The organism is Vibrio sp. V31_P5A7T61 (genome assembly GCF_009904895.1).
Lineage (GTDB): Bacteria > Pseudomonadota > Gammaproteobacteria > Enterobacterales > Vibrionaceae > Vibrio > Vibrio metschnikovii.
This window is the reverse complement of sequence record NZ_WXWI01000059.1, coordinates 77,296-89,299: the sequence shown is the minus strand read 5'-3', so window position 1 is coordinate 89,299 and position 12,004 is coordinate 77,296. Positions and strand designations below refer to the sequence as shown.

Below are 12,004 nucleotides of genomic sequence, written 5' to 3'. Positions count from 1 at the left end.
ATAAGACAAATTCGACGATAATATGATATTTTAAGGCTCATATTGTTATATTCACCCTATTTTTATATTGTAAAAGTCGAGCAATGTCGCAATGACTTTTCACCAATTGGATTATGACCATGCCCAGCCGTTTGTTACGGATAGCAATGCTTTTATTGATGCTGGTACTGGCCGGATGTAGCTCGGTACCTGAAAATGCACATAATGAATCACATCCTAATGACCCTTTAGAGGGGTTTAATCGCGCGATGTGGAAAATTAACTACGATTACCTAGATCCCTACCTAGCTCGTCCTGTTTCACTGGCTTATGTCGATTATGTCCCGTCACCATTAAGACGCGGTTTAGCGAATTTCTTATCTAATTTAGATGAGCCAGCCAGTATGGTTAATAACCTGATCATGGGGAATGGCGAAAAAGCGCTCGATCATTTTAACCGTTTTTGGTTAAACAGTACTTTTGGGCTTTTAGGTTTGATTGATATCGCCTCAGAAGCCGGAATTCGTAAGCATGATGATAAACAATTTGGTGATGCGATAGGTTATTACGGTGTCGGTAACGGACCATACTTAATGGTACCGGGGTATGGACCCTATACTGTGCGGGAAGTGGCGGATACGGTTGATGGTTGGTATGTTCCTCTTGCGTATTTGAATATTTGGGGAAGTATTGGTAAATGGGCGGTTCAAGGAATGGAAACCCGAGCCGCTTTAGTGCCTCAAGAAGCCATGCTACAGCGTTCTCCTGATCCTTACGCATTAACGCGAGAAGTCTATTTACAACGTCGTGACTTTAAAGCTGAACGAGACACAGAACATTACGACACTGATCAAGAAGATTTCCTTGATGATTACCTCGACGGCGGATTCTAGTTTTTCTTGATACCATCTGTTATTGAGATCCAATGAGTGCAGGTCACTTGACCCTAAAGTGATCTGCACTTTCTATTTCTGTATTCTCTTTGCCATCATGCTGACATGACTCGTCCACTGAAATAGTCATTAGTCACAATGTATTCGGTATTACGTATAAGCTCATCTTGAATTTCAGCCCAATGCAGATTGTGATGATTGCCTCCCGCCATCGGGATCACGCCACCGACACGAATATTATAGGGCGTTAACTCTCTGGCCCAACTTTGGGTAAAGCCGGCAACCATAGAATTGGTATTTTCCATTCCAGCTTGTTGTTGTGCGGTATTGTGCCAGACGAGATTAACAATCACTCCTTTTGCTTGATGCTGACGCATCCTTTCTGAGCAAGTTTGCCCAAAGGTAAAGAGGGATGAAGCCATATTGGCCAATTGTTGAATAAAACGCTCTGTAGGCTGTTCATCCACCAAAGAAGGAAAACTGACGCTTGGCCAGTGATTGATTAACACGTCCGGGGCTGAGTGGTAGGTGGTTTCAATATAATCAAATAACTGATGAATACTCGTTGGAGAGCGGTCGGGTAACGTGTAGTAATGAACACGATGACTGATCGCGTAGCAATGCTGCCAGGTGGTGACTAAAGCACTATGATTGGTATCACATAATATAACGTTAGCCCCCAAACGAGCAAAATGCATCGCCAGCGTGCTGCCCAGTAGCGAATTAGCTGAAGTAATTAAAATTAATGCACTTTTAATTTTCATTGTGTGCCTTCCTTGGAGGTGCCGTGACCATCGAGTACATTAAGCATGGTTGACAGTTTGATATGATGGTGTGAATTGCTTCAAATAAACCCAGTTGTTCGAAAAGCAATCGTTTTTTCTTTGCGCTTATTCACATTCGGCGACAAGGCTTAAGCAAAAATATACACAGCTGCTCTAGGGGCGGTTGGCTTTTGGGGGGATAAAAAGAGAAACTTTTTGATCGATGATTCGCTATTTTTAGCGCCGTCGAGATATATCCTATACCTGAGCTCGTAGTTGATCTTGCCTAAGGGCGTGATTAAGCTGAGGATATAAATCCATTATCATCAACGTCTTATTCTCTTGCTGTGCGAGATGACGGCGGTCATGCCCAGAGAGATTTAAATACACGTCTTCTGGGAAATTTTCAGTGTCTTCAGGGAGGTAAGTGAGCACTTCAGGTTGCAAATAGTGCGACAGTTTGGCGCTCGCCATGCCGCCAGAGTGAAACAGTTTTGCTTGCTGAGCCGAAATAGCGTAAGAGCTTTGATCATTGCGTAGTGCTTGACATGCTGGCAGTTCAAAGCGTTGACGTAGCTGATCTTCAGTCGTACGGTGAGTGGTGATCGGCTCGATGGGCGTGGTATCGCGAACGTCATTAGAGAAGAGTGCCATGAATAGAGCGAAATCGGCATGACGACCTTGCTGTACCGCTTGGTTGACCCCAGTTCCGAGCTGTAACTCATTAATTATTCCGGCTTTGTCTAATGTATGTACTTGCATGGTTTCTCCTCAATGCACCACTAATAACGGCACATGAAGGAAAAACTTTAATAAAAAAAGCCTACCTTATTTGAGGTAGGCTTATCGGTTGGAGCGTTATTCGGCTCTCACCTCTTAATCAACCAAGATTACTTCGCTAGGTTTTGTGCAACAAATTCCCAGTTGACTAGAGCCCAGAAGCCGTTCATGTAGTCTGGACGGAGGTTACGGTAGTCAATGTAGTAAGCATGTTCCCACAGATCAACGGTCAATAAAGGCGTTACGCCCTCTTCAGTGATTGGGGTTGCTGCGTTAGAAGTATTGATAATCGCCAATGAACCATCTGCTTTTTTCACTAGCCAAGTCCACGACGAACCGAAGTTGTTGATCGCAGAATCAGTGAATTTTGCTTTAAAATCAGCAAATGAACCGAAGGCTGCATTGATGGCTTCTGCCACTGCGCCTGTTGGCTCACCACCGCCGTTTGGAGATAGGCAGTGCCAGTAGAAAGTGTGGTTCCATACCTGTGCCGCATTATTAAAAATACCGCCCGTTGACGTTTTGATGATCTCTTCGAGAGATTTGCCTTCAAACTCTGTACCTGGGATCAGACCATTCAATTTTACGACATAAGTATTATGGTGTTTACCGTGGTGGTAATCCAAAGTCTCTGCTGAAATGTGCGGTTGTAGCGCATCTTTTGCGTAAGGTAGTGCTGGTAGTTCAAATGCCATTGTTCAATTCTCCGTTGTTGAGAGGAAAGAAACGACTAAGCAGACGAGGTCAAATACAGGTTACGGCCCACGACTGATGTAGACACTTCTTTGATTGCTTCCAGTGTTATTGTAATGGAGTCGATAAAACTGACTTGCTATGCATTTTAGCAAGTTTTTACTTTATTAACACCCCAAGTGAAAGAAAAAGTTCAGTTAAGTCAATATACCGCGATCACTTGATACTTACTCTGCTAAATCCATAAACAGAATGTGCTTTTTATTCTCTCTTAATGATTTAGAATGGAAGGGATTAACTTAGCCATCCATTAAGAGGAAGCAATGGAAACCATCGATAAAATTAAACAGCAACTTGCCGAAAACCCAATTCTTCTTTATATGAAAGGGTCACCTAAACTGCCAAGCTGTGGTTTCTCTTCGCAAGCCGCTCAAGCGTTAATGGCGTGCGGTGAAAAATTTGCCTACGTCGATATCTTACAAAATCCAGATATTCGCGCAGAGCTACCGGTTTATGCTCAGTGGCCTACTTTTCCCCAGTTATGGGTTGAAGGTGAATTGATTGGTGGTTGTGACATTATTTTGGAAATGTTCCAAAAAGGTGAACTACAGCCATTAATTAAAGAAGCGGCCGCACGTAACGCGACAGATGAAGCGTAACACTGTATAAAAAAACAGTTTAGCTTGATTTTTTAGGGTCACATTGGTTAATGTGGCCCTAATTTTTTCTGATTTTAGACTGTTATGAGCCGCTTATTCATTGCTGAAAAACCCAGTTTAGCCCGAGCCATTGCTGATGCGTTGCCCAAGCCCCATAAAAAGCAGCAAGGTTTTATTGAATGTGCCAATGGCGATAAGGTGACTTGGTGTATTGGTCATTTACTGGAGCAAGTGGAACCGGACAGCTATGATCCGCGATACAAAAAGTGGAATTTGGCTGATTTACCCATCCTACCCGAAAAGTGGCAATTGAAGCCGCGGAAAACGGCGAGTCAACAATTGGCCGTAGTGCGTAAGTTACTAAAAAGTAGCCAAGAAATTGTCCATGCTGGCGATCCAGATCGCGAAGGTCAACTGTTGGTTGATGAGGTTATCGATTATTGTCAGGTCTCTAAACAAAAGCAGCAAACCATTCAACGTTTACTGATCAGCGATCTCAATTTGCCTGCGGTGAAACGCGCACTTTCAACAATGCGCAGTAATCGTGAATTTATTCCATTGTCGATTTCAGCCTTAGCACGCTCTCGGGCTGACTGGTTATACGGTATGAATATGTCTCGTGCTTATACCTTGCTTGGACAAAAAGCGGGTTATCAAGGGGTATTATCCGTTGGTCGAGTGCAAACACCTATACTGGGTTTGGTGGTCCGTCGTGATGCCGAGATAGCCCATTTTGTCGCCCATGATTATTTTACCTTACACGCATTGATCCCTTATCAAGTCGAAGGGCATGAGTTTGATATTCGCGCTCGCTGGCAGCCTAGTGACGCCTGCCAGCCTTGGCAAGATGAAGAGGGACGAGTGTTAAACCGCGCTTTGGTTGAAAATGTTGCCCGTCGTATTCAACATCAGCCAGCGATTGTTGTGGCGTCAGAACAAACGCAAACTAAGCAAGCAGCACCACTGCCTTATTCATTATCGGCCTTACAAATTGATGCTGCCAAGCGCTATGGTTTGAGTGCTCAACAAGTATTGGATATTTGTCAGTCACTGTATGAAAAATACAAGTTAATCACTTATCCACGTTCCGACAGTCGTTATTTACCTAAAGAACATTTAACTCAGGCGGATACGATACTGACGGCGATTGCTCATAATCTTCAGCCATTACAAACTGCGGTCGCCGGTGCAGACCGTACATTCCGTTCTAAAGCGTGGAACGACAGTAAAGTTGATGCGCATCATGCGATTATTCCTACCCCTAAGCAAAGTGCTGTACATGGACTTTCTGCTGCTGAGCAGAATATTTATCAGTTAATTGCTCGCCAGTACGTACTGCAATTTTATCCTCCCGCAGTATACGCTGAAGCTAAACTCGTATTTACCATTGCAGGAGGAACCTTTATTGCTAAAGGCAGACAATTGGTGTTCGCAGGCTGGAAAAGTGTCATAGGCCAACAAGAGCAACCTGAGGATGGAATTGATACTGTGCCGCCGCTACCAAAGGGGACATCGTTGATCTGTCGCGAAGGAGAGATGAAAACTTGCCAGACCGAACCGCCGCGTTATTTTACTGAGGCAACGTTATTGCAAGCGATGACGGGGATCGCCCGCTTTGTTGAAGATAAAGAGCTTAAGAAAATTCTTCGTGAGACCGATGGGTTAGGCACAGAAGCCACTCGAGCTGGCATCTTAGATACGTTATTCAAGCGTCAATTACTGACACGAGAAGGAAAACAGATAAAAAGTACTCCGGCTGGCAAAGGACTGGTGGAGGCGCTACCGCTGCAAGCCACTTATCCTGATATGACCGCTCATTGGGAGCATCAACTGCAAGCGATGGCAGAAAGAGGTCAAGCTTATCAACCCTTTATTGAAGATCTTGAGCGACAAATTAGCCAATGGATAGAGCAAGTGAAACAACAACCTGTCCCCGCCTCGTTGCGAGCTTTACCGCCGGTTAAGCGACCTGCATTTAAAACCAAGAAAAGGTCGACGAGCAGTAAAAGAAAAAGCCTGCCTGCACGTTGTTCAACCCCATAAAGGCGTTATCGCGCGGTGATTCACCATTGATTGATGAGGACGTTTAAGGTTTGTTGCGTGAAAGTTAGAATAAATCCACATAAAAATAATGGTCCTGTTGCATAAGCGGTAAATGTTTTCCATAGTAAGCTCCGGTTCTTGGATGAATATCACAAAGAATCAGGATGGAATCATCATACAGAGGCAAAAATGCCCGTCATTACGCTTGCGCTAGGAATACACTATGTTAAAGATACTTAGAGCCCTCAACGTTCGTCAGAAAATCTTGGTGATCGAACTCATTTCTCTGGCCATTATTGTGCTTATCAGCCTCTACGGGGTAAGTAAGTTACGAGAAATGGCCTTTCAAGAACGCCAACAAAGTGTTGAAAATCAAGTCCAATCAGTGGTCAGTTTAGTTGATTATTATGCTCGTTTAGCACCAAGAATTGGTGAAGAAGAAGCTAAGCAACGAGCGATCGAAGCGATCAAGTCACTCCGATATGACAATGGTAACTATTTTTGGGTGATGACGGCTAATGCTCGTCTAGTACTGCATCCTCTGCGCCCAGAAATGACCAATCAAGATATGAGTCAGGTACGTGATGGTTCTGGTCGTTTTCATTGGCAACAAATGGCACAGGTTGTTCAACGTCAAGGCGCTGGGTTTGTCGAATACACTTTTGTGCCACCGAATGGTCCGATTGAGGACAAAATTTCCTATGTTGCACAAGCCAATGGTTGGAATTGGGTCATTGGTACCGGCGTTATCGTTAACGATATCAATCAAACGGTGTATCACAATGCCTTATTTTATGTTGGCTTTGCTTTTGCGGGCGTGGTGATTACTTTACTGTTTTCGAGCATTATCGGTAAAAACATTACCGACCCTCTGGCTCTGTTTGTCACCAAAGTACAGCGGGCAGCGCAAGGGGATATGACGGTGCGTTTTAATCCTAAAGGACGGGATGAGATTGCTAGTTTAGGGCGTTCGATAAATTCAATGATCGAAAGTACCCATCAAGCTTTAATTACCGCCAAGCAGTCAGCGATGAATGCCGCTGAGATGGCGTCGTCAATCGCTTCGGCCAGTGAGGAGACCGCAACCAGTACCCAATCGCAGCGCATGCAATTGGAGCAGTTAGCGACCGCCATGAATGAAATGAATGCGACCATTCGCGATGTGGCGCAAAATGCCGAGCAAACCGCCGCTTCGACCGATGATGTCGCCAATCAAGCGTTAAGTTGTAATAGCATGATGGAGAGAACGGAGCAAAATATCGAACAGCTATCTCAAGAGGTCTCGCAAACCGATCAATTGGTTGAAGCGCTGCGGAATGATGTCGCGGGGATCAATGAAATTGTTGATGTGATTCAAGCCATCTCTGAACAAACTAACTTATTGGCCTTAAATGCGGCGATTGAAGCCGCGCGGGCAGGAGAGCAAGGTCGCGGCTTTGCGGTGGTTGCTGATGAAGTGCGTCATTTGGCTGGCCGTACTCAGCAATCGACGCATCAAATTCAGCAAACCATCGAGTCCTTAATTGCCAGAGCGGGCAGTGCGTCACAAGCGATGAAGCAGTGTCATAGTCGTGTGACAGAAAATGTTCAAACCGCAACCGAAACTAAGCAAATGTTAAAACAGATGGTGACAGAGCTGACTCGAGCGAATGACATGGTGACCCAAATTGCCACCGCGGCAGAGCAGCAAGATACCGTAGCTGAAGAGATGAACAGCAATGTCAGTCATATTAATCTGTCGGCTGATCATATTAGCCAATCGGCGCAAGATTTGGCTGAACAAAGCCAGCATCTGGCTGATAGTGCTAACCAATTGGATGAGCAGTTACAGCGTTTTAAAGTATAACAACCGAGTTTATATCGGTTGTTATTGAGTCGGATAAAGACAACAAAGTGGAGAAGAGCTCTCCACTTTGTTATTGCCCTAACGTTGAATATTAAGAGCTAACCCCATTAAATCACTGCTTGACGGACCTTGGCAGAGATCCATTCACTTACGACGACCGTTGCCAAGATGACTAAAATAATCAAGGTGACTTGAGGCCAAGCGAGGACATTTAAACTAGATTGCAATTGCATGCCGATGCCACCCGCTCCAACTAAACCTAAGATCGCACTTTCGCGAATATTAATATCCCAACGAAAAACACTGATCCCAAAAAACGTAGGTAATACTTGCGGCACAATCGCATAATTTAAAACCTGCGCTTGACTTGCCCCCGTGGCGGTTATTGCTTCAATTTGAGTCAGTTCGGTCTCTTCAATGGCTTCATACAATAATTTGCCGACAAAACCGATGGATCGCAGTGCAATGGCTAAAATGCCAGCCAGTAGACCAGGGCCAAGAATCGAAACTAGCAGCAGTGCCCAGATCAAAGAGTTAATTGAGCGAGAGGCGACAATGACAAACAAAGCAATTGGTCTCACCAATACTCTAGAGGGTGTGGTATTACTGGCGGCTAAAAAAGCCAGTGGCGTAGCCAGAATGACGCCCAGTAACGTACCTAAGGTTGCCATATTGAGCGTGTCCCACAATGGCGACCATAAGCGCTCCATATAAGACCAACGGGGAGGAAAGGCTCTGTCTATTAAATCAGCCGCGGCTTGAGGAGCATCGTAGACGAACACCCACATGGTATGTTCTGTCATGATATTCCAGCAATAAATAAACAAAGCCAGCAGTAACATCCAACCAACCCAAAGTAACAATTGAGTCTTTGGCGTACGATATTGCCAAGTTAGGCTTGAGTTGAGAGGATTCATTTCACGTATTTCCGTAGATAGCCAGAAGAATATTCACTGAGCATCACTATCGCAATAATCAGTAAGAGAATGGCGCCAGCACTGTCATATTCGTAGCGCGAGAGAGAGGTATTGAGTGTTGCGCCAATGCCACCGGCTCCAACAATGCCGATTACGGCACTCTCACGAAAGTTAATATCGAGTCGGTATAAGCACAACCCAAGTAGACGCGGTAACACCTGTGGCTGAATAGCATAATTAATCCACTGTAACCATGATGCGCCAGTGGCTTTAATCGCCTCAATAGGGGCGGGGTCGATGCCCTCAATTTCTTCTGCCAGTAATTTACCGATAAAACCAATCGTGGCGAAAGTTAAGGTCAAAAAGCCAGCAAAAGCACCAAAGCCAAATAAAGCGACGAAAAAGATTGCGACGATAATTTCTTGTAAAGAGCGACTAAGAGCAATAAAAGCGCGACAAATCATATAAACCCAAGTTGGACTTAAGTTGCGAGCTGCGCCAAGTCCAACCGGAATCGCTAAAGCAATACCCACCACAGTGGAAGTTAAAGTCATGGTTAAACTTTCGATCATTCCAGCGGAAATATCTCGCCAGCGAGTGGAAAAATCAGGCTGTAAGAATCCACCAATAAAGCGCTGTGCCCGTTCTAATCCTTCGTAAATCCTTAGCCAGTTAATATCTATACTGCCAATCGCGAACCATAAATAGATTAGGCACAAAAGAGTAATCACCCATCGCCAAACGCGACTTTTAATGATCTGTGGCGGTTTGCGCCATTGAGTTGAATAAGGTACTGGGTTCATGCATTCACCAATGAACGATGAGCTTGAGAGGCCAGTTCTGTGTCAAGGGATGATTCTGGCTGGCGCATGCTGGTCCAATCCTCTTCACCGTAAATTCGAGTCAATACACTTTCTGTTAGCTGCTGTGGAGATCCATCGAACACCACCTCACCGGCTTTTAAGCCAATAATTCGGTCGGTAAACTGCTGAGCGAGGACCACATCATGAATATTAATGATCGCTGGTAAGCCACGTTCGTTGCACATTTCAACCAATAAACGCATCACTTGGCGACTGGTTTTAGGATCTAAGCTCGCGGTTGGCTCGTCAATCAACAGCAGTTCTGGATCTTGAGCTAGAGCACGAGCAATACCTACCCGTTGGCGTTGTCCGCCAGATAATGCATCGGCTCTTTTGTCAGCATGTTGAAGTAAGCCCACACGATCCAGTAGACGATAAGCGTTGCTGATGTCTTGTTCGGGGTATTGTCGCCAAAAGCTGCGCCAAAACGAGACATAACCTAATCGTCCCGAGAGGACGTTCTCCATCACCGTTAAGCGATCAACGAGGGCATATTCTTGAAAGATCATGCCAATTTTTCGTCTTGCTTGTCGTAACTGAGTTTGAGAAAGTTGATTGACCGTTAAGTCATTTAAAATAATTTGCCCGTCACTGGGCTCGACTAAGCGATTAATACAGCGAATTAAGGTTGATTTCCCAGCTCCTGAAGGGCCAATTAAGCCAACAACTTGCCCTTTAGGCACACTGAATGAAACGTTATTGAGGGCCTTATCGCCCGTTGGGTAAGTTTTGGTTAATCCATTGATGGTCAGCATGAATCCACTCCTTGATGATAAAAAGCGCCAGATGATCAGTATCATCTGGCGTTTAAGGGTTAACGACAGGTGTATTGAACCCCCATGGCTTGATCGATTTCACGCACCACAGACCAGTGTTCTTTGAAGGTAATAGGAATAAACTGTGCTTCACCCGACTGAGAGAATTCTTTTTCCATCGCTGTACCTTTCCAATCAAAACTGAAAAAGGCTTGGCGGATTTTTTGTTGTAAATCAGGGTGTAGGTTGTAAACCACGCCATAACCTGTGGTTGGGAAACTTTCCGATTTAAAGATCGTGTTATAGCTGTCTGGGTTAATCACGTTTCTTGCGACCATGCGCTTGGCAACAGAATTGGCAATGGCAGCAGCATCATAGTCGCGGTTAACCACGCCTAAAATGGAGTTATCGTGAGCACCCGAGAAGGCGGGGGTATAATCTTTGCCTGCGGTTAATTGATAACTCGCTTCAAGTAACGCTTGTGGCGCTTTAAATCCCGAGTTAGAGGTTTCTGCAGTAAATGCCAAGGTGCGACCACGCAGATCTTCAATCTTTTCAATTCCAGACGTTGGGTAGGTAATGATTTCCATTTCATAACCGTAGCTGCCGTCTTCTCTGGCCATCATCGCAAAAGGACGAAAACCCGCGCACGCGACGGCTAATGGGTTTGAACCTGTGTTAAATCCAGCGATGTGTAAACGTCCTGAACGCATGGCTTCAATTTGTGCGGCGTTAGAGTTAACTGGAAAAAATTGAACTCGTTTGCCAGTCACTTTAGCCATATGGTCTAAAAATGGTTTCCAGACATCCGCATAAACGGCAGGGTCTTCGACGGGCGTATAAGCAAAAATCAATGTTGATGGGTTCACCCAAGCTGACGCATTACTGGGGATATCGGCGACCAGATCACCATCGTTATCTTTATAGCGTGAATCGAGAGAGAATTGTGCGTGAGCAAGTGGCGTTGCGATTAACGCCAGTGCGACGCATTGAGCTAACAATTTCATGATAAAACCTCAGGTTGTCGTCCTTAAACAAGTTGGTACACGGTAGAAGGGAAAGGTGACTTTTATGTGAATAAACCGTTAAGGCTTGATGACAATGATTATTTTTAGTGATGCGTAATGGGTAAAAGACTGGCGTTGTACTTACTTTTGATGGGGGATGCTGCGATGCTCACAAAGGTCGTCATTGGCTTTCCCCATCGAGTGATCAGCTATGATAGATTATAAGTTGCTTATCAACGTAAGTTTAAAAACAGCGGTTTTATGTACCTGAGCTGCTTATCTCTGGGTTAAAAAGAGTAATCATTATGATGGATCGTTTATTTGGTAGTAGTCGATTTTTAGTGTTAGCGGTTATCGTGACCAGTTTTGTTGCTGCGGTGATCTTATATCTCGTTGTGCTGTCGATTATGTTCGGTATTGTCAGTAATTTGTGGGGCGGAATTCCATCTGGCGTTACTCAAGGGAAAATGTTGGCGGTGAGGTTGCTAAAAGTCTTAGATATCTCACTGATTGCGATTACCTTTCAAATCATTGCCGCCAGTTTATATCGTCTTTTTATTCGCCCATCAGCTTTGGAGGCGAGTCCCTTTCTTTCTGCCCTCGCGATTAGAAATTTTCATGATTTAAAAATCACTTTATTGCAAGTGGCGGTGGTGATCATGATCATTCTTTTCCTTGAGCATTTGGTGGAAGTGGGTGCCAGTATTGAAACGCTGTATTTAGGCGCAGGGATGAGTATGGTGATTGCTGCGGCGATTTGGGCGTGGAAATCGATGAAGTAACAGTAAATGGACAAATTTTACTC

The 12,004-nt window shown here is 44.7% G+C and carries 12 protein-coding genes; 5 read left to right on the top strand and 7 right to left on the bottom strand.

Features of this window, described 5'->3' with window-relative positions:
* Positions 1–119: 119 nt before the first annotated feature.
* Positions 120–872: an MlaA family lipoprotein gene (locus CAG58_RS13645; RefSeq protein ID WP_154170509.1), complete on the top strand. Its 753-nt coding sequence runs from the start codon at positions 120–122 to the stop codon at positions 870–872.
* Positions 873–967: 95 nt separating this feature from the next.
* Here the strand turns inward: CAG58_RS13645 and CAG58_RS13640 are convergent, their stop codons facing one another.
* The 3 genes from CAG58_RS13640 to sodB all read right to left on the bottom strand — a co-directional run bounded on the left by CAG58_RS13640 (position 968) and on the right by sodB (position 3,111).
* Positions 968–1,636 (bottom strand): SDR family oxidoreductase, encoded by a 669-nt coding sequence (locus CAG58_RS13640; RefSeq protein WP_158144826.1) that lies wholly within the window; start codon positions 1,634–1,636, stop codon positions 968–970.
* Positions 1,637–1,894: 258 nt separating this feature from the next.
* Positions 1,895–2,398, bottom strand: a complete 504-nt coding sequence (locus CAG58_RS13635) for a VC2046/SO_2500 family protein (protein ID WP_154170514.1) — start codon at positions 2,396–2,398, stop codon at positions 1,895–1,897.
* 128 nt (positions 2,399–2,526) lie between these two features.
* A complete protein-coding gene (gene sodB, locus CAG58_RS13630; RefSeq protein ID WP_110166592.1) occupies positions 2,527–3,111 on the bottom strand; it encodes a superoxide dismutase [Fe] in 585 nt (194 codons plus the stop codon).
* A 321-nt stretch (positions 3,112–3,432) separates the two neighbouring features.
* Here sodB and CAG58_RS13625 point away from each other — a divergent pair, with 321 nt between their 5' ends.
* The 3 genes from CAG58_RS13625 (at position 3,433) to CAG58_RS13615 (ending at position 7,657) form a co-directional block, all read left to right on the top strand.
* A complete protein-coding gene (locus CAG58_RS13625; protein WP_072669841.1) occupies positions 3,433–3,768 on the top strand; it encodes a Grx4 family monothiol glutaredoxin in 336 nt (111 codons plus the stop codon).
* An 84-nt stretch (positions 3,769–3,852) separates the two neighbouring features.
* The gene (locus CAG58_RS13620; protein WP_161426431.1) at positions 3,853–5,811 is read left to right on the top strand and encodes a DNA topoisomerase III; all 1,959 of its coding nucleotides are present in this window, start codon (positions 3,853–3,855) and stop codon (positions 5,809–5,811) included.
* 223 nt (positions 5,812–6,034) lie between these two features.
* Positions 6,035–7,657 (top strand): methyl-accepting chemotaxis protein, encoded by a 1,623-nt coding sequence (locus CAG58_RS13615; protein WP_161426432.1) that lies wholly within the window; start codon positions 6,035–6,037, stop codon positions 7,655–7,657.
* Positions 7,658–7,764: 107 nt separating this feature from the next.
* Here the strand turns inward: CAG58_RS13615 and phnE (CAG58_RS13610) are convergent, their stop codons facing one another.
* From phnE (CAG58_RS13610) to phnD, 4 genes are read right to left on the bottom strand one after another with little or no spacing between them, the layout of a single operon-like run.
* Complete coding sequence (phnE, locus tag CAG58_RS13610; protein ID WP_161426433.1) at positions 7,765–8,574, bottom strand: phosphonate ABC transporter, permease protein PhnE; 810 nt, start codon at positions 8,572–8,574, stop codon at positions 7,765–7,767.
* Positions 8,571–9,377: a phosphonate ABC transporter, permease protein PhnE gene (gene phnE, locus CAG58_RS13605; RefSeq protein ID WP_161426434.1), complete on the bottom strand. Its 807-nt coding sequence runs from the start codon at positions 9,375–9,377 to the stop codon at positions 8,571–8,573. Before phnE (CAG58_RS13605) ends, phnE (CAG58_RS13610) begins: the two co-directional genes overlap by 4 nt.
* Positions 9,374–10,192 (bottom strand): phosphonate ABC transporter ATP-binding protein, encoded by an 819-nt coding sequence (phnC, locus tag CAG58_RS13600; protein WP_004394834.1) that lies wholly within the window; start codon positions 10,190–10,192, stop codon positions 9,374–9,376. Before phnC ends, phnE (CAG58_RS13605) begins: the two co-directional genes overlap by 4 nt.
* 59 nt (positions 10,193–10,251) lie before the next feature.
* The gene (phnD, locus tag CAG58_RS13595) at positions 10,252–11,199 is read right to left on the bottom strand and encodes a phosphate/phosphite/phosphonate ABC transporter substrate-binding protein (RefSeq protein ID WP_161426435.1); all 948 of its coding nucleotides are present in this window, start codon (positions 11,197–11,199) and stop codon (positions 10,252–10,254) included.
* 305 nt (positions 11,200–11,504) lie between these two features.
* Here phnD and CAG58_RS13590 point away from each other — a divergent pair, with 305 nt between their 5' ends.
* Positions 11,505–11,981 (top strand): YqhA family protein, encoded by a 477-nt coding sequence (locus CAG58_RS13590; protein ID WP_040904169.1) that lies wholly within the window; start codon positions 11,505–11,507, stop codon positions 11,979–11,981.
* Positions 11,982–12,004 lie beyond the last annotated feature (23 nt).

What these genes read in the sequence shown, in the direction of transcription:
- sodB (WP_110166592.1), bottom strand. Translation starts at nt 3,111, where the DNA reads ATGGCATTTGAACTACCAGCACTACCTTACGCAAAAGATGCGCTACAA.
- phnD (WP_161426435.1), bottom strand. Translation starts at nt 11,199, where the DNA reads ATGAAATTGTTAGCTCAATGCGTCGCACTGGCGTTAATCGCAACGCCA.
- CAG58_RS13640 (WP_158144826.1), bottom strand. Translation starts at nt 1,636, where the DNA reads ATGAAAATTAAAAGTGCATTAATTTTAATTACTTCAGCTAATTCGCTA.
- phnE (WP_161426434.1), bottom strand. Translation starts at nt 9,377, where the DNA reads ATGAACCCAGTACCTTATTCAACTCAATGGCGCAAACCGCCACAGATC.
- CAG58_RS13635 (WP_154170514.1), bottom strand. Translation starts at nt 2,398, where the DNA reads ATGCAAGTACATACATTAGACAAAGCCGGAATAATTAATGAGTTACAG.
- phnC (WP_004394834.1), bottom strand. Translation starts at nt 10,192, where the DNA reads ATGCTGACCATCAATGGATTAACCAAAACTTACCCAACGGGCGATAAG.
- CAG58_RS13615 (WP_161426432.1), top strand. Translation starts at nt 6,035, where the DNA reads ATGTTAAAGATACTTAGAGCCCTCAACGTTCGTCAGAAAATCTTGGTG.
- CAG58_RS13625 (WP_072669841.1), top strand. Translation starts at nt 3,433, where the DNA reads ATGGAAACCATCGATAAAATTAAACAGCAACTTGCCGAAAACCCAATT.
- CAG58_RS13620 (WP_161426431.1), top strand. Translation starts at nt 3,853, where the DNA reads ATGAGCCGCTTATTCATTGCTGAAAAACCCAGTTTAGCCCGAGCCATT.
- phnE (WP_161426433.1), bottom strand. Translation starts at nt 8,574, where the DNA reads ATGAATCCTCTCAACTCAAGCCTAACTTGGCAATATCGTACGCCAAAG.
- CAG58_RS13590 (WP_040904169.1), top strand. Translation starts at nt 11,505, where the DNA reads ATGATGGATCGTTTATTTGGTAGTAGTCGATTTTTAGTGTTAGCGGTT.
- CAG58_RS13645 (WP_154170509.1), top strand. Translation starts at nt 120, where the DNA reads ATGCCCAGCCGTTTGTTACGGATAGCAATGCTTTTATTGATGCTGGTA.